This is a genomic window from Erwinia sp. PME.40.26/001, from assembly GCF_055556675.1.
Map to the genome: position 1 here is coordinate 404,848 of NZ_JBVHNP010000001.1, position 22,577 is coordinate 427,424.

Annotated in this window: 20 protein-coding genes; 9 read left to right on the forward strand and 11 right to left on the reverse strand. The window is 58.0% G+C overall.

Features of this window, described 5'->3' with window-relative positions:
* Positions 1 to 52: 52 nt before the first annotated feature.
* The 9 genes from nth to ydgT all read right to left on the reverse strand — a co-directional run bounded on the left by nth (position 53) and on the right by ydgT (position 7,311).
* Entirely contained in the window at positions 53 to 688 is a 636-nt protein-coding gene (gene nth / locus ACZ3HG_RS02220) for an endonuclease III (RefSeq protein ID WP_191932224.1), read from the reverse strand.
* Positions 685 to 1,386 carry an electron transport complex subunit E gene (locus tag ACZ3HG_RS02225; RefSeq protein WP_191932225.1) on the reverse strand — a complete coding sequence of 234 codons (702 nt, stop codon included), beginning with the start codon at positions 1,384 to 1,386 and terminating at the stop codon, positions 685 to 687. The genes nth and ACZ3HG_RS02225 overlap by 4 nt, the downstream gene beginning before the upstream one ends.
* Positions 1,379 to 2,011, reverse strand: coding sequence for an electron transport complex subunit RsxG (gene rsxG, locus ACZ3HG_RS02230; RefSeq protein ID WP_465331652.1), 633 nt, complete (start codon positions 2,009 to 2,011; stop codon positions 1,379 to 1,381). Before rsxG ends, ACZ3HG_RS02225 begins: the two co-directional genes overlap by 8 nt.
* The gene (gene rsxD / locus ACZ3HG_RS02235; RefSeq protein WP_191932227.1) at positions 2,011 to 3,072 is read right to left on the reverse strand and encodes an electron transport complex subunit RsxD; all 1,062 of its coding nucleotides are present in this window, start codon (positions 3,070 to 3,072) and stop codon (positions 2,011 to 2,013) included. The genes rsxG and rsxD overlap by 1 nt, the downstream gene beginning before the upstream one ends.
* On the reverse strand, positions 3,073 to 5,262 hold the full coding sequence (gene rsxC, locus ACZ3HG_RS02240) for an electron transport complex subunit RsxC (RefSeq protein ID WP_465331655.1): 2,190 nt from the start codon (positions 5,260 to 5,262) through the stop codon (positions 3,073 to 3,075). It lies immediately after the preceding gene.
* Positions 5,255 to 5,830, reverse strand: a complete 576-nt coding sequence (rsxB, locus tag ACZ3HG_RS02245) for an electron transport complex subunit RsxB (RefSeq protein WP_191932229.1) — start codon at positions 5,828 to 5,830, stop codon at positions 5,255 to 5,257. The genes rsxC and rsxB overlap by 8 nt, the downstream gene beginning before the upstream one ends.
* Positions 5,830 to 6,411, reverse strand: a complete 582-nt coding sequence (gene rsxA, locus ACZ3HG_RS02250) for an electron transport complex subunit RsxA (RefSeq protein WP_062743415.1) — start codon at positions 6,409 to 6,411, stop codon at positions 5,830 to 5,832. The genes rsxB and rsxA overlap by 1 nt, the downstream gene beginning before the upstream one ends.
* A gap of 125 nt (positions 6,412 to 6,536) precedes the next feature.
* Positions 6,537 to 6,977 carry a DUF2569 family protein gene (locus ACZ3HG_RS02255; protein ID WP_191932230.1) on the reverse strand — a complete coding sequence of 147 codons (441 nt, stop codon included), beginning with the start codon at positions 6,975 to 6,977 and terminating at the stop codon, positions 6,537 to 6,539.
* 118 nt (positions 6,978 to 7,095) lie between these two features.
* Positions 7,096 to 7,311 (reverse strand): transcription modulator YdgT, encoded by a 216-nt coding sequence (ydgT, locus tag ACZ3HG_RS02260; RefSeq protein ID WP_191933081.1) that lies wholly within the window; start codon positions 7,309 to 7,311, stop codon positions 7,096 to 7,098.
* Between the two features lie 576 nt (positions 7,312 to 7,887).
* Here ydgT and ytfQ point away from each other — a divergent pair.
* The 6 genes from ytfQ to ACZ3HG_RS02290 all read left to right on the forward strand — a co-directional run bounded on the left by ytfQ (position 7,888) and on the right by ACZ3HG_RS02290 (position 15,334).
* Positions 7,888 to 8,844, forward strand: a complete 957-nt coding sequence (gene ytfQ, locus ACZ3HG_RS02265; RefSeq protein ID WP_062743412.1) for a galactofuranose ABC transporter, galactofuranose-binding protein YtfQ — start codon at positions 7,888 to 7,890, stop codon at positions 8,842 to 8,844.
* 51 nt (positions 8,845 to 8,895) lie between these two features.
* The gene (ytfR, locus tag ACZ3HG_RS02270; protein WP_465331658.1) at positions 8,896 to 10,419 is read left to right on the forward strand and encodes a galactofuranose ABC transporter, ATP-binding protein YtfR; all 1,524 of its coding nucleotides are present in this window, start codon (positions 8,896 to 8,898) and stop codon (positions 10,417 to 10,419) included.
* Positions 10,412 to 11,431 carry a galactofuranose ABC transporter, ATP-binding protein YtfT gene (gene ytfT / locus ACZ3HG_RS02275; protein ID WP_191932232.1) on the forward strand — a complete coding sequence of 340 codons (1,020 nt, stop codon included), beginning with the start codon at positions 10,412 to 10,414 and terminating at the stop codon, positions 11,429 to 11,431. Before ytfR ends, ytfT begins: the two co-directional genes overlap by 8 nt.
* Entirely contained in the window at positions 11,424 to 12,407 is a 984-nt protein-coding gene (yjfF, locus tag ACZ3HG_RS02280; protein WP_191932233.1) for a galactofuranose ABC transporter, permease protein YjfF, read from the forward strand. The genes ytfT and yjfF overlap by 8 nt, the downstream gene beginning before the upstream one ends.
* Positions 12,408 to 12,542: 135 nt before the next feature.
* Positions 12,543 to 12,881, forward strand: a complete 339-nt coding sequence (locus ACZ3HG_RS02285; RefSeq protein WP_191932234.1) for a hypothetical protein — start codon at positions 12,543 to 12,545, stop codon at positions 12,879 to 12,881.
* Positions 12,882 to 12,961: 80 nt separating this feature from the next.
* Positions 12,962 to 15,334, forward strand: a complete 2,373-nt coding sequence (locus ACZ3HG_RS02290) for a phosphoketolase (RefSeq protein WP_191935954.1) — start codon at positions 12,962 to 12,964, stop codon at positions 15,332 to 15,334.
* A gap of 35 nt (positions 15,335 to 15,369) precedes the next feature.
* Here the strand turns inward: ACZ3HG_RS02290 and araA are convergent, their stop codons facing one another.
* Positions 15,370 to 16,875 carry an L-arabinose isomerase gene (gene araA, locus ACZ3HG_RS02295; protein ID WP_191935953.1) on the reverse strand — a complete coding sequence of 502 codons (1,506 nt, stop codon included), beginning with the start codon at positions 16,873 to 16,875 and terminating at the stop codon, positions 15,370 to 15,372.
* An 11-nt stretch (positions 16,876 to 16,886) separates the two neighbouring features.
* A complete protein-coding gene (locus ACZ3HG_RS02300) occupies positions 16,887 to 18,572 on the reverse strand; it encodes a ribulokinase (protein ID WP_465331662.1) in 1,686 nt (561 codons plus the stop codon).
* Positions 18,573 to 18,944: 372 nt separating this feature from the next.
* On the opposite strand from ACZ3HG_RS02300, the gene ACZ3HG_RS02305 reads away from it, so the two are divergent.
* The 3 genes from ACZ3HG_RS02305 to araH all read left to right on the forward strand — a co-directional run bounded on the left by ACZ3HG_RS02305 (position 18,945) and on the right by araH (position 22,569).
* A complete protein-coding gene (locus tag ACZ3HG_RS02305; protein WP_062743404.1) occupies positions 18,945 to 19,928 on the forward strand; it encodes an arabinose ABC transporter substrate-binding protein in 984 nt (327 codons plus the stop codon).
* Between the two features lie 119 nt (positions 19,929 to 20,047).
* Positions 20,048 to 21,571: an L-arabinose ABC transporter ATP-binding protein AraG gene (araG, locus tag ACZ3HG_RS02310; RefSeq protein WP_062743403.1), complete on the forward strand. Its 1,524-nt coding sequence runs from the start codon at positions 20,048 to 20,050 to the stop codon at positions 21,569 to 21,571.
* Positions 21,572 to 21,588: 17 nt separating this feature from the next.
* Positions 21,589 to 22,569, forward strand: a complete 981-nt coding sequence (gene araH / locus ACZ3HG_RS02315; protein WP_062743402.1) for an L-arabinose ABC transporter permease AraH — start codon at positions 21,589 to 21,591, stop codon at positions 22,567 to 22,569.
* Positions 22,570 to 22,577: the final 8 nt, after the last annotated feature.

Below are 22,577 nucleotides of genomic sequence, written 5' to 3' on the forward strand. Positions count from 1 at the left end.
AAAGAGGATAAAAGTATTTTTTTTAGGGGCTTGTGCAGGTGTGTCTTAGCGCCTACTCATCTACTTTAGCATCATATTCGCATAAATCTTCAATCAGGCAGGAGCCACAGCGCGGTTTACGTGCAATACAGGTGTAGCGGCCGTGCAGAATAAACCAGTGGTGGCAGTCAACTTTAAACTCTTTTGGCACCACTTTAAGCAGTTTTTCCTCTACCTGTTCCACGTTCTTACCTGGGGCAAAACGGGTACGGTTGCAGACGCGAAAAATATGCGTGTCCACGGCAATAGTCGGCCAGCCAAAGGCGGTGTTCAGCACCACGTTAGCGGTTTTCCGCCCCACGCCGGGCAGGGCTTCCAGCGCCTCACGGCTTTCCGGCACTTCACCACCGTGCTGTTCCAGCAGAATCCGGCAGGTCTTAATCACGTTCTCCGCCTTGCTGTTAAACAGACCGATTGTCTTGATATACGCTTTCACCCCATCAACACCCAGCGCCAGCAGCGCCGCTGGCGTATTGGCCACGGGATAGAGCTTTGCCGTCGCCTTATTGACGCTGACGTCTGTGGCCTGCGCGGAGAGCAGCACGGAAATTAACAGCTCGAACGGCGAGGTGAACATCAGCTCCGTCGTGGGGTGCGGGTTATTGTCCCGCAGGCGGATCAAAATCTCCTGACGTTTATCCTTATTCACAATACACCTGTTTTCCCGTCCGGTAGCGCCTGCGCCTCTCTTTCTGCTTTGAGCGCGGCACGTTGTTTCATTTTATTATCAATCAGATACTTGGCCGCCAGCAGCATCCCAAGCCCGATAAAGGCACCGGGCGGCAGCATCGCCAGCAGCATCGGCGAGTCAAAGTGAACCACCTCAATACGCATGGCTTTGGCCCAGGGACCCAGCAGCAGATCGGCACCGTTAAACACCGTGCCGTTACCAATAATTTCGCGAATCGCCCCCAGTACCACCATCACGCTGGTGGCACCCAGACCGATGGCCATGCCGTCCAGCGCCGAAAGCGGTAAGCTGTTTTTCGATGCCACCGCTTCAGCACGGCCGACCACGATACAGTTGGTCACAATGAGCGGAATAAAAATGCCGAGTGACTGGTACAGGCCGTAGGCATAGGCATTGATCAGCATCTGCACGCAGCTCACCACTGCGGCAATGATCATCACATAAATAGGAATGCGGATTTCAGACGGCACCCAGCGGCGCGACAGTGAGATAGCGCTGTTAGTACAGGTCAGTACCAGCGTGGTGGCCAGCCCCAGGCCCAGGGCATTAGTGGCGGTTGATGTCACCGCCAGCAGCGGGCAGAGCCCCAACAGCTGCACCAGCGCGGAGTTATTCTTCCACAGCCCGCCGACCAGCAGGGTTTTTGCTTCACTCATTGTCATCTCCACAGGTTGGCAGCGAGGACAGCTGCCCCGGTAAGGTTTCAATATACAGCGTTGTGCGCTTCACCGCATTCACCACCGCACGCGGGGTAATGGTGGCCCCGGTAAACTGATCAAATTCGCCGCCGTCTTTCTTCACCGCAAACTGTCTGTCGTCAGGGCCGGCGACCCGCTTACCGTTGAAGCTGTTGATCCAGTCAGAAACGCGCAGATCAATTTTATCGCCCAGGCCGGGGGTTTCGTGATGTTCCACCACGCGGGTGCCGTATACCGTACCGGTAAAGCTGGCCCCCACGATCATCTGAATATTCCCCGAATAGCCGTCAGGGGCCGTCGTTTCCATCGCCACGGCCACCGGCTTATCCCCTTTACGTGCCAGGTAGAGGCGATGAGGACTGCCGTTACCCAGCGCGGGGTTGCTGACCAGGTAGCACTCCTGCTGAATGGCGTTATCGTACAGCTCCGGCGGCACCACCTGGTCCAGCAGGACTTTTTGCTGAAGCGCGGTCTGGTGAGCAATGGTCGGTTTGGTCACGGTATTAACCACTGCCGTCAGACCGGTGGTGATGGCGGCGAAAACGGCCAGTGTGACGCCGTTTTTACGAATGGCATCCAGCATTATTTTTCCTTCCGGTGGCCGTAGACGCGCGGCTGCGTGTAGTAGTCAATCAGGGGTACGCAGATGTTAGCCAGCAGCACGGCAAACGCCACGCCATCCGGGTAGCCGCCAAAGCTGCGGATCAGCCAGACCAGCAGGCCAATCAGTCCACCGTAAAGCAGGCGTCCTTTATTGGTCGTGGAGGCGGTTACCGGATCGGTGGCGATGAAGAATGCACCCAACATAGTTGCCCCGGAGAGTAAATGGATCACCGGCGACACTAAACTCTGCGGCGAGAAAAGCCAGCCCAGCGTGGCGCAGAATGCCAGGGAAACAAGCATGCTGACCGGGATATGCCAGCGAATACTGCGGGTTATTAGCAGGAAGGCTCCACCCAGCAGAAAACCCACGTTCACCCACTGCCAGCCCAGCCCGGCCAGCACGCCGCCGTAGATCGGCTGTGCCAGCAGCTGCTCCGCGCTGTGCCCGGCACGCAGGCCGGTTTTGAAGTTATCCAGCGGCGTTGCCTGGCTGATGCCGTCAATGCCTACCTGCAGCTGCTGCATGGTGTGGCCATCCAGCGTATGGAAATGGAAAATCATGCTCAGGGTATCGCCGAAGCCGGGCGTGATGCCCTGCAAACTGTCTGGCGGCAGCCAGCTGGTCATCTGCACCGGGAAGGAGATCAGCAGGACAACATACCCCACCATCGCCGGGTTGAACGGGTTTTGCCCCAGGCCACCGTAGAGGTGTTTTGAAATAATCACCGCAAACAGCGTCCCGATCACCACTAACCACCACGGGGCAAGTGAGGGGATGCTGATGCCGAGCAGCAGGGCGGTGAGCAGCGCGGAGTTGTCCTTAAGTGTCTCCGCCAGCGGTAGCTTACGCAGCCGCAGAATAGCAGCCTCCGCGCCCACGGCCGCCACGGCGGCAATCAGCACCTGGATCAGATTACCCCAGCCAAAATAGTACCACTGCGCTGCCATGCCGGGCACGGCGGCAATCAGCACCAGCAGCATAATGGTGCCGGTGCTGCGGCGGTTGTGCGTGTAAGGTGAACTTGCAATGCGAAAAGCCATTTAATCCTCTTGAGCTGAAGGCTGCTGCGATTTACGCGCTTTAACGCGCGCAATGGCCGCGGCCACCGCTGCTTTACGTGCGTCGTCGGAAGCGGCTGGCGCTTCGTCGTTATGATCGTCGGTTTCCTGCCGCTGCGCGGCCTTTTTCGCTTTGGCGCGGGCGATGGCAGCCTCCACCGCCGCCTTGCGGGCGTCGACCGGCGGTTCAGCAGGCGTCACGTTGGTTTCGTCCGGTGCGCTGGCGCTGGCCTGAGCGGCTTTCTTCGCTTTGGCGCGGGCAATGGCAGCCTCCACCGCCGCCTTGCGGGCGTCGACCGGCGGTTCGGCAGGCGTCACGTTGGTTTCGTCCGGTGCGCTGGCGCTGGCCTGCGCGGCTTTCTTCGCTTTAGCGCGGGCGATGGCAGCCTCCACCGCCGCCTTGCGGGCGTCGACCGGCGGTTCGGCAGGCGTCGCGTTGGTTTCGTCCGGTGCGCTGGCGCTGGCCTGCGCGGCTTTCTTCGCTTTGGCGCGGGCGATGGCAGCTTCCACCGCCGCCTGACGCGGGTCGGTGGTCTGTCGGGTAACAGGTTCATTCACCGCCTGCTGCTCGGCCTGATGCACGCGCGCTTCTGCCTGGCGGGCTTCACGCTCCGCCTGTCTGAGGGCGCGATCGGTGGTTTCTGCGGCTGACGGATCCACCTGCTTCGCTTTTACTCTTTCACGTGCCGCAGCAATCGCATCAGCGTCGCTTGACGCGACGCTGCGTTTTGCCTGTTGATGTTTCGCTTCGCGTGCTGCTTTCTCGCGCTCAAGGCGCAGCTGGCGCGCTTCAAAGCGCGCTTTAGCCAGTGCGGTGCGTTCCGCTTCAAGATCGATAGCCTGGATTTCGGCTTTCTCACGACGGTAGTACTGCACCAGGGGAATATTACTCGGGCAGACATAGGCGCAGGCACCGCACTCAATGCAGTCGGCAATATTGTGTTCACGCGCCTTGTCGTGATCGCCGCCCCGGCTGTACCAGTAAAGCTGCTGGGGAAGCAGGGCGGCCGGACAGACATCCGCACAGGCACTGCAGCGGATGCAGCTCTGTTCCGGCTCGTCCTGTCCCATCTCACTGGCGGCGGGGGCCAGAATGCAGTTGGTGATTTTCACCACCGGCACATCCAGCGTCGGCAGGGTAAAGCCCATCAGCGGGCCGCCCATCACCACCATTTGTTCCGCACCGGGGGTAAATTCAGCCTGCTGCAGCAGATGGCTGATCGGCGTGCCCAGGCGCGCCCAGACGTTTCCGGGCCGGGCCACGGCCCCCCCGGTGAGGGTGACAACGCGTTCGGTCAGCGCTTCGCCATCAATTACGGCACGCTTAACGGCAAATGCCGTGCCGACGTTCTGCATCAGCACGCCGATATCGGTTGAACGACCGCCGTGCGGCACTTCCTTACCGGTGAGAATTTTGGTCAGCTGTTTGGCCCCGCCCGACGGGTATTTGGTGGGGATCACGCGGATCTGCAGGTCAGTATCGCTGCCCAGCGCCTGTTTCAGCGCGGCAATCGCCTGCGGCTTATTGTCCTCAATGCCGATGAGTACCTGGTCTGCCTGCAGGATAAACGCCAGAATGCGGCTGCCCTCCAGCACTTCCCGTGCGCAGTCCTGCATTAAGCGGTCATCGGCTGTGATGTAAGGTTCGCACTCTGCTGCGTTAATAATCAGCGTATTCACGCCGTGCAGGCCACCTTTCAGCTTGCTGGCGGTGGGGAAACCGGCCCCGCCCAGGCCTGCGACGCCAGCCTGATGGACTTTCTCCACCAGTTCACTTCGCTCAACGCGGCGATAATCCTGCAGGGGGTGCTTCTCAACCCAGCGATCGTCACCGTCCGGCGTAATAAACAGGCACATCTCGGCCAGGGCCGAGGGATGGGCTGTCATATGTGGCGCAATTTTTGTCACCGTGCCGGAGCTGGGCGCGTGGATCGGCAGCATCCGGCCACTGCCAAAGGTCAGCGGCTGACCACGGAGAACGCGATCTCCCGGACGCACGGCCAGTTCGCCTTCCGGGCCGATATGCTGCTTCAGGGGCAGAATAAACTGGGCTGGCAGCGGCAGTTCACGCAGCGGCGTACCGTTTGACTGGGTTTTCATTTCAGGCGGGTGGATCCCCCCTTTAAAATCCCAGAGGCGGTCTTTTTTTAAGAAATTAAGCAGGTTAAACATGGCTATCTACAGGAATGACCCGGACCGGAATGGTGTTCAGGTCCCATTTCCAGTTGGCAGTAGTGGGGGCAACCGGGCGCATCTCAATGCAGTCGGTCGGGCAGGGGGCAACGCACAGATCGCAGCCGGTACAGACATCGCTGAGTACCGTGTGCATCGCACGCGTGGCGCCGACGATAGCATCCACCGGGCAGGCCTGAATACATTTGGTGCAGCCAATACAGTTGGCTTCGTCAATCCAGGCGACCTTACGCTCGGGTTCACCCGGCAGTTCGTCGCCCAGCGGCTGCGGATCAACGTTAAGTAGCGCCGCCAGCTTGAGCATGGTCTGTTCGCCACCGGGGGCACATTTATTGATCATCTCGCCGTTATTGCCGACGGCATCCGCATACGGGCGGCAGCCGGGATAGCCGCACTGCCCACACTGGCTCTGCGGCAGGATAGCGTCAATCTGCTCAACGATCGGATCTTCTTCTACCTTAAACCGGCGGGAGGCATAGCCCAACAGCCCACCAAAAATCAGGCTGAGCACACTTAAAACGGCAACGGCAATCCAGATAGCACTCATCAGAACTTGACCAGTCCGGTAAAGCCCATAAAGGCCAGCGCCATCAGGCCGGCGGTCACCAGCGCAATCGACGACCCTTTAAACGGCGCGGGAACATCGGCCAGCACCAGACGTTCACGAATACCGGCAAACAGCACCATCACCAGCGAGAAGCCGAGTGAAGCACTGAAGCCGTAAAGCGCGGCCTGCAGGAACGTATGGTTAAGGTTGACGCTTAACAGCGGCACGCCAAGCACCGCACAGTTAGTGGTGATCAGCGGCAAAAAGATGCCCAGCAGGCGATAGAGGTCGGGACTGGTTTTACGCACGACCATCTCGGTGAACTGCACGACGACGGCAATCACCAGAATATAGGCCATGGTGCGCAGGTAAACCAGATCCAGCGGCAGCAGGATCAGATGGTTAACCAGCCACGCACAGATCGAGGCGAGCGTAATGACAAACGTCGTGGCGAGTCCCATGCCAATTGCCGTTTCCAGTTTTTTGGAAACGCCCATAAAGGGACACAGGCCGAGAAACTTCACTAACACGAAGTTATTCACCAGCACGGTGCCAATAAAAAGAAGCAGGTATTCGGTCATTGATACGCCTGAAAAATAGTGAAAGCGGTCTATTATCCGGCATTGCAGCCCTGACCACAACCGCACAGTCTTAGCGGTTTTTTAATAGCGCACTCACGATTAAATTTTTGACGTTTTTTTCAACATCAGGGCGCGACAAAGGTGTTTTTAACCCGCTGAGAACGCTTGAAATAGGGTACCAGAACGCTGGCGGCCAGCAGGGCGAACAGTAAATTACGCATTGCCAGGTTATCAGCCACCGGAGAGAAGACAAAAGCCTTCAGCGCCAGGACGACATTCAGCAACAGCCAGATCAGATAGTGGCGCGGCACCCGCCGTGACCGCTGGCAGAAAAGCCAGGTGATCCACGCCGTATACACCAGCATGACAGCGGACGTAAGCAGCGACGCCGCCCACTGCAGCAGTGCGGGCTGCGGAGAGTGCCAGGATACATTTCGTATTGCTGGCCCGGTCAGTGCGCCGATATACATCGTCATCACCAGTGCTGAGGCCATTAAGGCGATAATCAGCCAGGCCAGCGGGACCAGCAGCCAGCCGCCGATACGCGGTTTAGAATCAACAGGCACAAATTATCCTTTTATCAGCCGGAAAGGGCAAAGGCGCATCGCACAGGGCCACACGCATGAGGGGGAGGATTATACGGATTATCGTGGTTCAGGTCATCAGGGCGATGAACGCGGCATATCAGACCACAAAATGCCAGACGGTTTTGGGCACACGACCCAAATCAAACAGGCGGCCGCCCGAGGCGAGTTCGGCACGACGATGATCGGCCGCGCGGTACATCTGAATAATGTCTGCGTCATCGGTGAGAGAATAATTCAGATGGTCAAAAAGTTTTTCCAGGCTTTCCAGAGAATTAACTTTGCGAAATTTCAATAAGTAATCTTGAACGGTCATTGCAGCCATCCAGGTAGGAATCAAGAGCTGGCAGTATATGATGCAGGGCAAAAGATTCCACTTTGTTTTCATCGGGCAATATAAAAATCAGAAAATTCAGCATAGCTTAGTGCATCAGACGATCCGTTATCGTCCCCTGCGGTCGGCAGCAGGGCCAGTGGGGGATTTAGATGGCTTTCGCCCTTTCACCCTCCCAGGATGAATCTGATAAAGAGAATAAGCCAACGCCATGCTGAAACGACAGAGAATAAAACTGTGGAAGAGATCACAATTTTGCAGTTTGCTCAGGTGCGCCGCCGATAGCGCCCGGGCGACAGAACTTCACGCAGTGTTGTAATCGCTTCCAAATGCTTCTGCCGCAAACGCTTATGTTTATTACACTTATTTAACCTGATTTTTACTGCAAATACGCGTTTTTTCCATATCACCAATCGTACTCACCGCGCCTGATGGTGGCGTAACCTCTTTGAATTATTGAATTTTGTGAGCATTGTCGTAAATGTTTTCCTGCGAATAGGCCAGGCTTATGTGGCTCTTAACCCTATACGATAAAATCCCATCAGAGGAAAAATGATCATGTGGAAGCGTTTACTCTTATCCACCCTTATCGGAGCCAGCCTGTCTGCACCTGCGCTGGCCGAATCAATGACCGTCGGATTCTCACAGGTTGGCTCGGAATCAGGCTGGCGCGCAGCAGAAACCAGCGTGGCAAAAAGTGAAGCTCAAAAACGGGGCATTACGCTGAAGATCGCGGACGGCCAGCAAAAACAAGAGAATCAAATCAAGGCAGTGCGCTCCTTTATCGCGCAGGGGGTAGACGCGATATTTATCGCGCCTGTCGTGCAGACAGGTTGGGAACCGGTGCTCTCTGAAGCCAAAGACGCCAAAATCCCGGTCTTCCTGCTGGACCGCGCCATCGTGGTCAAAGATAAATCCCTCTATCAGGCCGTGGTAACGGCGGATAACGTCTATGAAGGCAAGTTGATCGGTGACTGGCTGGTGAAACATCAGGCCGGTAAGCCCTGTAACGTGGTGGAACTGCAGGGAACCGTAGGGGCCAGCGTGGCCATCGACCGTAAAAAAGGCTTTGCTGAAGCCATTGCCAATACGCCAAATATTAAAGTTATTCGTTCGCAGTCTGGTGACTTTACCCGCAGCAAGGGTAAAGAAGTGATGGAAAGTTTTATTAAGGCGGAAAACAACGGCAAGAATATTTGTATGGTTTACGCACATAACGATGATATGGCGATCGGGGCTATTCAGGCGATAAAAGAAGCCGGACTTAAACCGGGTAAAGATATTTTAACCGGATCCATTGATGGCGTACCGGATATTTATAAAGCGATGCTGGCCGGCGAAGCCAATGCCAACGTTGAGCTGACGCCGAATATGGCTGGCCCGGCGTTTGATGCGCTGGAAAAACTGAAAAAAGACGGCACCATGCCGCCAAAAATTATCAAAACGGAAACCCGACTGTTCCTGCCAGCCGATGCGCAGGCGCAGTTAGACACCAAAAAAGGAATGGGCTACTGATCCCCTCGCCGCCCCGCCCGGGGCGGTTACCTATTTGTCTGAGGCACGCGTATGACCATCGAAACCTCTACGCCTGCGTTGCTGGCCATCAGCAACGTCAGCAAATCTTTTCCCGGCGTCCGGGCGCTGGACAATGTCTCGTTTGACCTGCGTACCGGCGAAATAATGGCCTTACTGGGGGAGAACGGGGCGGGGAAATCCACGCTGATCAAGGTGCTGACCGGCGTTTATCAGCGCGATGGCGGTACCCTAATGCTTGGCGGGCAGAGCATTAATCCCCGTAATACCGCCGAGGCGCAGCAGCTGGGTATTGGCACGGTGTATCAGGAGGTGAACCTGCTGCCGAATATGTCCGTTGCCGATAATCTGTTTATTGGCCGTGAGCCTAAGCGCTTTGGCCTGATCGATCGTAAAACCCTGAACAGGCGGGCAGTAAAGCTGATGGCCGATTACGGCTTTGAACTGGACGTCACCCGACCGCTGGGGCAGTACTCGGTAGCGATGCAGCAAATTATTGCCATCTGCCGGGCGGTGGACCTGTCGGCAAAAGTCCTGATCCTTGATGAACCGACCGCCAGCCTGGATGCCAGCGAGGTGACCATGTTGTTCACGCTGATGGAACAGCTGAAGGCAAAAGGGATGGGGCTGGTGTTTGTCACCCACTTCCTTGACCAGGTTTACCGCGTGACGGACCGCATTACCGTACTGCGCAACGGCCAGTTTATCGCCACGCGCGACACCCACAGCCTGCCACAAATCGAACTGATCAAGCTGATGCTGGGGCGTGAACTGCTGGAAACTGCACTGCAACGCGCGGGCAGCACGCTGAAAAGCGATCAGCCTGCGGTGGAATTCAAAGATTACGGTAAGAAAGGGACGATTGAACCCTTTAGCCTCAGCGTGCGTCCTGGCGAGGCCGTCGGGCTGGCGGGCCTGCTGGGTTCCGGGCGCACGGAGACCGCAGAGCTGCTGTTCGGCATCAAACGAGCCGACAGCGGTCGCGCCTTCATCAGGGGAAAACCTCAGACCATTCGCTCACCCGCCCAGGCCTCGCGGCTGGGCATGGGCTTCTGTCCGGAAGATCGCAAAACGGACGGTATTATCGGGGCGGCTTCCGTACGGGAAAATATCATTCTGGCGCTGCAGGCCCAGCGCGGCTGGCTGCGACCGATCCCAAAGCGAGAGCAGCAGCAGGTGGCGGAGCGCTTTATCAAGAGCCTCGGCATCCGTACCCCGGATGCGGAACAGCCGGTGGAACTGCTGTCCGGTGGTAACCAGCAAAAGGTGCTGTTGTCGCGCTGGCTGGTGACCAAACCCCAGTTTTTGATCCTGGATGAGCCGACGCGCGGTATCGACGTCGGCGCCCACGCGGAGATTATCCGCCTGATTGAAACCCTGTGCGCCGATGGCCTGGCGCTGCTGGTGATCTCCTCCGAGCTGGAGGAGCTGGTCGGCTATGCGGACCGCGTGGTGATCCTGCGCGACCGTCAGCAGGTTGCCGAAATTCCACTGGAGCAGCTCTCCGTTGCGGCGATCGTGAATGCGATAGCGGCGGGAGGGGAACAACATGCCTGAATCGCATCTGATGGCGGGGAAATCACCGATGTTAAAACGAAAACTGCCGCCCGGGCTGCCGCAGATTGGCGCACTGCTGCTGGTGCTGCTGATTGACAGTCTGGTAGCGAACAACTTCTTTGCTATCCACCTGCAGGACGGACGTCTGTTCGGCAGCCCGATTGATATTCTTAACCGCGCGGCTCCGGTGGCAATTCTGGCGATTGGCATGACGCTGGTGATCGCCACCGGGGGCATCGATCTTTCGGTCGGGGCCGTCATGGCTATTGCCGGGGCCACTGCCGCCACCCTGACCGTTGCCGGACACAGCCTGCCGGTGATCATCCTGGTGACGCTGGGCAGCGGCATTCTCTGCGGACTGTGGAATGGCGTGCTGGTCGCGTTGCTGAAGATCCAGCCGTTTGTGGCCACGCTGATCCTGATGGTGGCGGGGCGCGGTATTGCGCAGCTGATCACCCAGGGACAGATTGTTACCTTCGACAGCGACGCGCTGGCACGCCTGGGCAGCGGGACGCTGCTTCTGCTTCCGGTACCGGTATGGATCACCCTCGGGCTGGCACTGCTGGTCTGGCTGTTAACGCGTAAAACCGCACTGGGCATGTTTATTGAAGCGGTGGGGATTAACCTGCGGGCGGCGCGCAACGCGGGCGTCAACGGCTGGCTGGTGGTGATGAGTACGTACGTGTTGAGTGGACTGTGCGCGGCGGTGGCCGGGCTGATTGTCGCTGCGGATATACGCGGTGCCGATGCCAACAATGCCGGGTTGTGGCTGGAGCTGGATGCCATCCTGGCGGTGGTGATTGGCGGGGCATCGCTGATGGGTGGGCGTTTTAGCCTGATGCTGTCGCTGATCGGCGCGCTGATCATCCAGGCGATGAATACCGGGATTTTACTCTCCGGCTTCCCACCCGAACTGAATCAGGTGGTGAAGGCGGTGGTGGTGATGCTGGTGCTGCTGCTGCAGTCTCCGCGCTTTATTCAACTGTTTAAACGAGGGCATCGCCGTGATTAAACGCCATCTGCCGTTAATGATCACCCTGCTGGTATTTGTCGCGGGTTATCTCTTCTGCCTGAGCCAGTATCCCGGTTTTGCTTCCACGCGGGTGATTGCCAATATTCTCACCGATAACGCCTTTCTGGGCATTATCGCCGTCGGAATGACCTTTGTGATCCTCTCCGGCGGTATCGATCTGTCGGTGGGGGCGGTCATTGCCTTTACCGGGGTCTTTCTTGCCCGTCTGATTGGTGATTTCCACGTTGACCCCTGGCTGGCATTTGCCCTGGTGCTGTCCCTGGGCACGGCGTTCGGAGCCTTTATGGGCTGGCTGATCGATGCGCTGAAGATCCCGGCGTTTATTATTACCCTGGCCGGTATGTTCTTCCTGCGCGGCTGCAGCTATCTGGTGGCGGAAAGCTCGTTACCCATAGACCACCCGCTGTATGCCACGCTGTCATCGATGGCGTGGAAAATTCCCGGTGGCGGGCGGCTGAGCCTGCTGGCCGTGATTATGCTGGTGGTCGTGGCGCTGGGCATCTTACTGGCGCACCGCAGCCGCTTTGGTAATCAGGTGTACGCCATCGGCGGGAATGCGACGTCCGCCCGGCTGATGGGCATCTCCACCCGCAGCACCACGGTGCGGATCTATATGCTTTCTTCCGGACTGGCCACGCTGGCCGGCATCGTGTTCTCCATCTATACCTCTGCAGGCTATGCGCTGGCGGGAATGGGCGTGGAGCTGGATGCCATCGCCTCGGTGGTGATCGGCGGGACGCTGCTGTCTGGCGGGGTCGGCACCGTACTGGGGACGCTGTTCGGCGTGCTGATCCAGGGGCTGATCCAGACGTGGATTAACTTTGACGGCACCCTGAGTTCCTGGTGGACCAAAATTGCCATTGGCGTGCTGCTGTTTGCGTTTATTGCCCTGCAGCGCCTGCTAACGCTGATGTGGGATCGCCAGCAAAATGCGCCGGTGAAGCGGCTGGTCTGACGTCAGACGGAGCGAGCCGGCCCTGGGGCCGGCTCGCTCCGTTCCCCCGGCGGCCGCGCAGCCGTTGCCCGGGTCGGGCGGCCTGCAAAAGCGGTTTATCTCTTCTATCCTTACTCTTTTAGGTAAGGAGCCGTTATGAAAAACATTCTGCTTTTATCCACATTGCTGCTAGCGGGCACAGCCTTCGCGGCTGAGACAGGTACCCCCTCTGAGGAGGCCCGCTATGTCAGCCTGCTGTGTACCACCGCGTCTGCCCAACCGGACGCTTCCCGTGACGCCTACCTGCAGCAGCTCAACGATATGCACATGCGCAGTCACTCTTCTTCCTCGCTGAATAAAACTGATTTTGACCGCGAGGTGGCCGGGAAGGTTGTTGACGGCTGGCTGGCGCTCTCGCCGGAACAGCGTCGCCAGGCTAACACGCAGGCGGGCTGCGAAAAAGCATTAGGTGAGCAGTTGAAAAAGGGGGAGTAATCTCCCCGGCGAACCCGCCCCATGACAGATAACTCAGGAATAACGACACAGGAATAAGCGAATCAAGAGGAGACTATCGCGTGGCAGACTCTCTCACTGACAGCGAATGTATATTAATCGATCGCTACTGGCGGGCAGCCAATTACCTTTCTGTAGGTCAGATCTATTTAATGGATAACCCACTTCTGCGCGAACCGCTGAAGCCGGAGCATATCAAGCCAAGACTGCTGGGCCACTGGGGGACGACACCCGGCCTGAATTTTATCTATGTCCATCTCAACCGCATCATTCGCCAGCGCAGGCTTAACTTACTCTATGTCTGCGGGCCGGGACACGGTGGGCCGGGCATGGTGGCCAATACCTGGCTGGAAGGCAGCTACAGCGAAATTTATCCTGACGTGAGCCAGGACATCGCCGGCATGAAACGGCTGTTTAAGCAGTTTTCCTTCCCGGGAGGGATACCCAGCCATGCGGCGGCCGAAACCCCGGGTTCGATTAACGAAGGCGGAGAGCTGGGCTACTCGCTGGCACACGCCTTCGGTGCCGCATTCGACCATCCCGAGCTGATTGTTCCGTGCATTATTGGTGATGGAGAGGCGGAAACCGGGCCGCTCTCTGCCAGCTGGCAAAGCCTGAAGTTCCTTAATCCACAGCGTGACGGGGCGGTACTGCCGATACTGCACGTGAACGGCTATAAGATCGCCAATCCCACCCTGTCCGGCCGCACCAGTGATGAAGAACTGGTACAACTCTACCGGGCGCTGGGCTATGCACCGCGCGTGGTGACAGGCAATGATCCGGCGCTGATGCACGCGCAAATGGCGATGGTACTGGATGAAGTCTTTGACGAGATTGCGGCGATCCAGCGGCAGTACCGTCAGGAAAAACCGCCGGCCGGTGTGCCACGCTGGCCAATGATTTTGTTACGCAGTCCGAAGGGATGGACCGGGCCCAAAAGTGTCGACGGTAAGAAAGTGGAAGACTTCTGGCGGGCCCACCAGGTGCCGGTCTCAGGCTGTCGTGAGAATGATGAACATCGTCGTATCCTTGAACAGTGGCTGAAAAGTTATCAGCCGGAAAAACTGTTTGATGCCAGCGGACGTTTACGCCCGGAACTGCAGGCGCTGGCACCGCAGGGTGACTGGCGCATGGGGGCCAGCCCCTGGGCTAACGGCGGCAGGCTCAGGCAGCCCTTAATCACGCCTGATATTGGTGCATTCTCACTGGACGTAACGACGCCCGGTGCCGTACAGGGGCAGGCGACGGCGCAGTTGGGTCATTATCTGCGTGAGGTTGTGCAGAAAAACCCCAATAATTTCCTGATTTTTGGGCCGGATGAAACGGCCTCTAACCGGCTGAGTCCGGTTTTTGATGTCACCGCACGCCGCTGGATGGGGGAACGCGAACCGTATGACGAGCAGCTGGCCCCGGATGGTCGGGTACTGGAAGTGCTCAGTGAGCATCTTTGCCAGGGGTGGCTGGAAGGATATCTGCTGAGCGGCCGGCACGGACTGTTCAACTGTTACGAAGCCTTTATTCACATTATCGATTCGATGTTTAACCAGCATGCAAAATGGCTGAAGGTGTCACGCAAGCTCCCCTGGCGGGCACCGATCGCCTCGCTGAATTATCTGCTCTCATCACACGTATGGCGTCAGGATCATAATGGCTACAGTCATCAGGACCCGGGCTTTATCGATCACGTGGTGAATAAGAAAGCCGACATCGTCCGCGTCTACTTACCACCGGATGCCAATACCCTGCTGTGGGTGGGCGATCACTGTCTGAAAACCTGGGATCGCATCAACGTTATTGTCGCGGGCAAGCAGCCCTCGCCGCAGTGGCTGGACCGCGACAGCGCGGCGAAGCATTGCGAAGCCGGTATGGGGATATGGTCCTGGGCGGGCAATACTGACAACGATGTCAGCCCTGATGTGGTGATGGCCTGCGCCGGAGATGTTCCCACCATTGAAACGCTGGCAGCCGTACAACTGTTGCGTGAACGGGTCCCTGAGCTGAAGGTCCGCGTCGTCAACGTGGTGGATTTGATGGCGCTGCAAACGCAGGAGCAGCACCCGCACGGTAAAACGGAACAGGCGTTTGAAGCGTTGTTCACGGCGGATAAGCCGGTCATCTTTGCCTTTCACGGTTACCCTAGCCTGATCCACCGGCTGACGTATCAGCGCCGGAATCATCAGAATTTTCACGTACAGGGGTTCAGTGAGGAGGGCACCACCACCACACCGTTTGATATGACCGTGCTCAATAAGCTGGACCGCTACCATCTGGCGCAAGCGGCTATCACACATGTTCCGCATCTGGCCGCCACTCAGGGTCACGTTGTTGAAACATTGCAGGCGCGTCTGGCGTATCACCATGATTATGTGCGTGAACACGGAGAAGACATGCCGGAAGTCAGCCAGTGGCGTTGGGGGCAGGGTAACGCAGAGTAAGATGAGAAAACGCCCCCGTCAGGGGGCGTTAGCGGTTAGCGTTGATTCAGACGGTAGTATGCTTCATTCCAGCGCAGCGCATCGCGGAAACCGTGCAGCGTGGTTTCTTCATCGATCACCAGCGCTTCAATCCCGGTCAGCTCGGCGTAAAGCCGCATATCGTCGACGGTCAGCGCCTGGCTGAAGACGGTGTGATGCGCACCGCCGCCCAGAATCCACGCTTCAGACGCTGTCGCCAGCGACGGCTGCGCCCGCCACAGGGCGCGGGCCACCGGCAGTTTCGGCAGTGCCTGCGGCTGTTCGATCGCGTCCACCACGTTAACCAGCAGGCGGAAACGGTCACCCATATCAATCACGCTGGCATTAACCGCACGTCCGGCCGGGGCGGAGAAGATCAGACGAGCCGGATCGGCCTTGCCGCCGATGCCCAGCGCCTGCACGTCGAGCAGCGGTTTGGCTTCACGCGCGATGGTCGGGCAGACCTCCAGCATATGTGAGCCCAGCACCAGGTCGTTCCCCGGTGCGAAGTGGTAGGTGTAATCCTCCATAAACGAGGTGCCTCCCGGGACATCTCCCGCCATCTGTTTAAAGATGTGCAGCAGTGCCGCCGTTTTCCAGTCACCCTCACCGGCAAAACCGTACCCTTGCTGCATCAGGCGCTGTACCGCCAGCCCCGGCAGCTGCGTCATACCGTGCAGCGTCTGGAAATTGGTGGTGAATGCCCGGCAGCCTTCGCTTTCCAGGAACTGCTTGATCCCCAGTTCAATCCGGGCAGCATCCAGCACGTTCTGCCGTTTGTCACCGTTCACGGCCGCTGCCGCGCTAAATTCATAGCTGCTTTCGTATTCATCAATCAGTGCGCTGACATCGCCGTCGCTGACCTGGTTGATCACCTCTACCAGATCGCCCACGCCCCAGCCGTTCACGGCGTAACCAAACTGGATCTGTGCCGCGACTTTATCGCCTTCCGTCACTGCCACTTCGCGCATGTTGTCACCGAAACGGGCCACTTTCAGCTGCTGGCTGGCCTGCAGGGCGGCGGCACCGCGCATCCACTGTCCGATGCGCTGCTGTGAGCGTTCATCCTGCCAGTGGCCGGTCACCACCTGGTGCGGCAGACGCATCCGCGCGCCAATAAAGCCAAACTCACGGCCGCCGTGTGCAGTCTGGTTCAGGTTCATAAAGTCCATATCCATGCTGTCCCACGGGATCTCCGCATTGAACTGGGTATGGAACTGCAGCAGCGGCTTATTCAGAATCGACAGGCCGCCAATCCACATTTTTGCCGGGGAGAAGGTGTGCAGCCAGGTGATAATGCCCAGGCAGCTCTGATCGTGATTCGCCTCGCGGCACAGCGACAGTGCCTCATCCGGTGTTTTAACCAGCGGTTTAAGCTGTAAAGAGAAGGGCAGTTTACCCGCCCGGTTCAGGCCTTCCACCACCTGCTGTCCATGCTGCTCGACCTGGCGCAGCGTTTCCGCACCGTACAGGTGCTGGGTACCAATCACAAACCATACGCTGCGGGCGTTTAACTGTGTCATAAAGCGATTCCTTAACTGACTGATGAAGGTTGTGGGGCAAACTGCGGTTCCGCCAGCTCACACCATTGAAGATAACGCTGATAAAGCTGCTGGAAGCGGGCGACGCGAACCGGGTCCGGCTGCAGGGTCTGATCCAGCGGGCTGGCCATCTGCGCCTGTGCCGACGGGATATCGGCATAGACGCCTGCGGCCACAGCGGCAAAGATGGCGGCCCCCAGCGCACAGCATTCGTCGGAGGCAACAATGTCCAGCGGACGGTTCATCACGTCGCAGCACACCTGCATAATGGTCGGCGACTTGCGGGCAATCCCGCCGAGGGCGAGGATCTGCTGTACCGGGATATCCTGCTGTTCAAAGCACTCCATAATGGCGCGTGCGCCAAACGCGGTAGCGGCAATAAAGCCACCGAACAGCGTCGGGGCATCGGTGCCAAGATTGAGGTCGGTGATCACCCCTTTCAGCCGCTGGTTGGCAAAGGGCGTACGGCGGCCGTTAAACCAGTCAAGGACCACCGGCAGATGGTCGAGCTGCGGATCGGCGGCCCAGGCGGCGGTTAACTGTTCCAGCATGCCCTGTTGTATGGCCTCAAGTTCGGCTTTCAGCGCTGGCTGCTGCTGTGCCGCCTGCACCAGCGGCCAGCTCAACAGACGGCCAAACCAGGCATACATGTCGCCAAACGCCGACTGCCCGGCCTCCAGGCCAATCATCCCAGGCACCACGCTACCGTCCACCTGACCACAGATCCCTTTAATCGCACGATCGGCTACGCGATCGGCATCAGCAATCAGAATGTCGCAGGTCGACGTCCCGATCACTTTCACCAGCGTATAGGGCTGCGCTCCGGCACCCACCGCCCCCATATGGCAGTCAAATGCGCCGCCGGAAAGCGTCACGCTGCCCGGAAGACCAAGACGCGCTGCCCATTCGGCGCTGAGCTTGCCGACCGGCACGTCGGCCGTCCAGGTATCGGTAAACATCGGGTAATCGAGATCGGCGGTCAGTAGCGGGTCGAGAGCATTGAGGAACCGGGCTTCAGGTAACCCCTGCCAGACCGGATGCCAGAGCGACTTATGGCCGGCCGCACAGCGGCCGCGCTTCATGTCGGCAGGGGCCGTGGTGCCGCTTAACAGCGCCGGCACCCAGTCACACAGTTCCACCCAGGAGACCGCTGCCTCGCGTACCGCCGCATCCTGGCGGCTGATATGCAGAATTTTGGCCCAGAACCATTCAGAGGAGTAAATACCGCCGATAAAGCGTGAATAGTCCTGAAAATCGCCGCTGTGACACAGGCGGGTAATAGCTTCAGCCTCCTCAATGGCAGTGTGATCCTTCCACAGCACGAACATCGCGTTGGGGTTTTCGGCAAATTCCGGGCGCAGGGCAAGTACCCGCCCTTCACGGTCGACAGGGGCAGGGGTGGATCCTGTCGAATCCACGCCGATGCCCACCACATTCAGCCGCTGTTCAGGGGTAAGTTGAGTGACAACGTCACGTATTGCCTGCTCCAGCGCGTCAATATAGTCCTGAGGATGGTGGCGAAACTGGTTATGTGCTGCATCGCAGAAGTGCCCGGCTTTCCAGCGCGGATAGGCCACCACCTGCTTATACAGTTCGCGGCCGCTGGCGCACTCTACGGCCAGCGCACGCACCGAATCGCTGCCGAAATCCAGACCGAGGGTAATCGCACCCTTGTGCATAGTTGCTCTCCGTTATGTTCAGAACAGGCTTAAGTAATGTTCCTCTATCCTGGAAACATGGCGGCAGAGTAGTTAGGTGCGGCTGGCTGCATATATGCACTTTTCTGCCATCAGGGGCAGGAGTGTGATGGGGTTCAAATGTTGCGTATCGGTTAAATCGGCTGAAAAGATGGACAAAACAACTGTAATTTCAGGGTGTGATAGCGCTCTACAAATTTTCACGCGCTTGCAGGTAAAACTAGCGCACTACCGCCACTGTTATGACGTCAGTGCTCAGGTAAGGTCTTGTTTAAATGCTTTTAATTTTTTCAACAACCGATTGTTACCGTTTACACAATCCCGCCACAGGCGGGCACTGAGCCGGAGAGCCTCATGCACAAATTCACTAAAGCGCTGGCCGCGATTGGCCTTGCTGCCGTTATGTCACAATCCGCTATGGCGGAAACCATGAAACTCGGTTTCCTCGTGAAACAGCCGGAAGAACCCTGGTTCCAGACGGAATGGAAGTTTGCCGACAAGGCCGGTAAAGATCTTGGCTTTGAAGTGATCAAAATCGCGGTGCCGGATGGTGAAAAAACCCTGAACGCTATCGACAGCCTGGCCGCCAGCGGGGCGAAAGGGTTTGTTATCTGTACGCCAGACCCCAAACTCGGCTCGGCGATTGTGGCGAAAGCCCGCAGCTATGGCCTGAAAGTGATCGCGGTCGATGACCAGTTCGTCACTGCGAAAGGCAAACCGATGGACACTGTGCCGCTGGTGATGATGGCGGCGACCAAAATCGGCGAGCGTCAGGGCCAGGAGCTGTACAAAGAGATGCAGAAACGCGGCTGGGATGTGAAAACCACCGCCGTGATGGCGATCACCGCCAATGAGCTGGACACCGCCCGCCGTCGTACCGGTGGTTCAATTGACGCACTGAAAGCGGCCGGATTCCCTGAAAAACAGATCTATCAGGTTCCTACCAAATCAAACGATATCCCCGGTGCCTTCGATGCCGGTAACTCACTGTTAGTGCAGCACCCGGAAGTGAAAAACTGGCTGATTGTGGGCATGAACGATAACACCGTGCTGGGCGGCGTGCGGGCCACCGAAGGTCAGGGCTTTAAAGCACCGAACGTAATCGGCATCGGTATCAACGGCGTCGATGCGGTCAGCGAACTGTCGAAGGGCCAGGCAACCGGCTTCTACGGTTCTCTGCTGCCCAGCCCGGATGTCCACGGCTACCGTAGCATTCAGATGCTGCATGACTGGGTGACGAAAGATGTTGAGCCCGCCAAATTCACCGAAGTGACCGATGTGGTGCTGATCACCCGCGACAACTTCAAAGCCGAACTGGCGAAAAAAGGCCTGATGTAAGGCCTGGCGCAGGGGCGGGCCTTTTTTCCGGTCCGCCCGAAAGGCGATGCCAGGACATTTATCGGGGCGGACCTTTTTCCGGTCCGCCCGCAGTGGTTGCCTATGTCGCAGGAGACACCATGACCTCACAAACGCCGTATCTGAGCTTTCACGGCATCAGCAAAACCTTTCCTGGCGTGAAGGCACTTCAGGACATCAGCTTCGACTGCTATGCCGGCCAGGTTCATGCCCTGATGGGGGAAAATGGCGCGGGTAAATCGACGCTGTTAAAAATTCTTAGCGGAAGCTATCAGGCCAGCGGCGGCGAAATTCGCCTGCAGGGCCAGCCGGTTAACTTCCAGCACACCACCGATGCGCTTAACGCCGGGGTGGCGATTATTTATCAGGAACTGCATCTGGTGCCGGAAATGTCGGTGGCAGAAAATATCTTTTTAGGTCAGCTGCCGCAGCGCGCGGGACTGGTCAATCGTTCCCGCCTGCGCGCGGAGGCCAGCCGCCAGCTGAAAGCGCTGGGGATGGATATTGACCCGGACATGCCCCTGAAATACCTTTCCCTCGGCCAGTGGCAAATGGTGGAGATCGCTAAGGCGCTGACCCGTAATGCTCAGGTAATCGCCTTTGATGAACCGACCAGTTCACTGTCGGCGCGTGAAATTGACCAGCTGTTCCGCGTCATTCGCCAGCTGCGCGCTGAGGGGCGCGTGGTGCTGTATGTCTCCCACCGCATGGAAGAGATCTTTGCCCTCAGCGATGCGATTACCGTATTTAAAGATGGTCGCTACGTGCGCACCTTTACCGATATGGCGACCACCGGCAACGACGAGCTGGTTCAGGCCATGGTCGGGCGTGAAATCGGTGATATCTACGGTTACCGCCCGCGCGAACAGGGTGAGATCCGGCTGCAGCTCAACAACGTACACGCCAAAGGTGTCCGCAGCCCGGTGTCATTCAGCGTGCGTGCCGGAGAAATCGTCGGGCTGTTTGGCCTGGTCGGTGCCGGACGCAGTGAGCTGATGAAAGGGCTGTTTGGTGCCACGCGCCTGATCGGCGGTGAGCTGTGGCTGGACGGAAAAAAAATCAGTATTAAAGAGCCGATAGAAGCCATTCGCGCCGGCATCATGCTCTGCCCTGAAGATCGTAAGGCAGACGGCATCATTCCGGTACACTCCGTACGTGACAACATCAACATCAGCGCCAGGCGAAATAATCTGAAAGCGGGCTGCCTGATTAACAACGGCTGGGAAGCCAGCAACGCCGGCGTGCATATCCGCTCCCTGAACATTAAAACCCCCTCAGCGGACCAGCTGATCATGAACCTCTCCGGTGGTAACCAGCAGAAAGCGATCCTCGGACGCTGGCTGTCAGAAGAGATGAAGGTGATCCTGCTGGACGAACCGACGCGCGGTATTGACGTCGGGGCGAAAAACGAAATTTATCAGCTGATCTACGCCCTGGCAGAGCAGGGGATTGCGGTGCTGTTTGCCTCCAGCGACCTGCCCGAAGTCATGGGGCTGGCCGACCGCATTCTGGTGATGCGCGAGGGTGAAATAGCCGGAGAGCTGGATCACAACGACGCCACGGAAGCCCTGACGCTGAGTCTGGCGATGCCGAAAACCGCCAAACCCGCCACACACGTGGCCTGAATATGCAGGAGAAACCTATGTCAACGACCTCATCCGTTACACCCGCGGCACCGTCCCGCTTCAGTCTGGGCCGTATCTGGGACAACTTCGGGATGCTGGTGGTGTTTGCCGCCCTGTTTATTGCCTGTACGGTGTTCGTGCCGAACTTCGGCTCTCTGATCAATATGAAAGGCCTGGGACTGGCGATGTCGATGTCCGGCATGGTGGCCTGCGGCATGTTGTTCTGCCTGGCCTCCGGGGACTTTGACCTGTCGGTGGCCTCGGTCATTGCCTGCGCCGGGGTGGTGTGTGCCGTGGTGATCAATATGACGGAGAGCCTGTGGATTGGTATCGCCGCTGGCCTGGTGCTGGGGGTTGCCTGCGGCTTCGTCAACGGTTTTGTCATCGCAAAACTGAAGATCAATGCGCTGATCACCACGCTGGCGACCATGCAGATCGTGCGCGGTCTGGCCTATATTTTCTCTGACGGTAAAGCGGTGGGGATTGAAGATGAGCGTTTCTTTGCGCTCGGCTATGCCAGCTGGCTGGGCGTGCCGGCTCCCGTGTGGCTGACAATCATCACCCTGGCGCTGTTTGCCTTCCTGCTGAATAAAACCACCTTTGGCCGCAACACGCTGGCGATTGGCGGTAATGAAGAGGCGGCACGTCTGGCCGGGGTGCCGGTGGTGCGTACGCGCATTATTATCTTTATTCTCTCCGGGCTGGTTTCCGCCGCGGCGGGGATTATTCTGGCCTCACGCATGACCAGCGGGCAGCCGATGACCTCCCTGGGCTACGAGCTGATCGTGATCTCAGCCTGCGTGCTGGGGGGCGTTTCCCTGAAGGGCGGCATTGGTAAAATTTCGTATGTTATCGCCGGGGTACTGATCCTTGGCACCGTGGAAAATGCGATGAATTTATTGAATATATCGCCTTTCTCACAGTACGTAGTACGCGGTCTGATATTGTTAGCAGCGGTTATTTTTGACCGTTACAAACAAAAAGCGAAAGCGGTCTGACAGGAGGC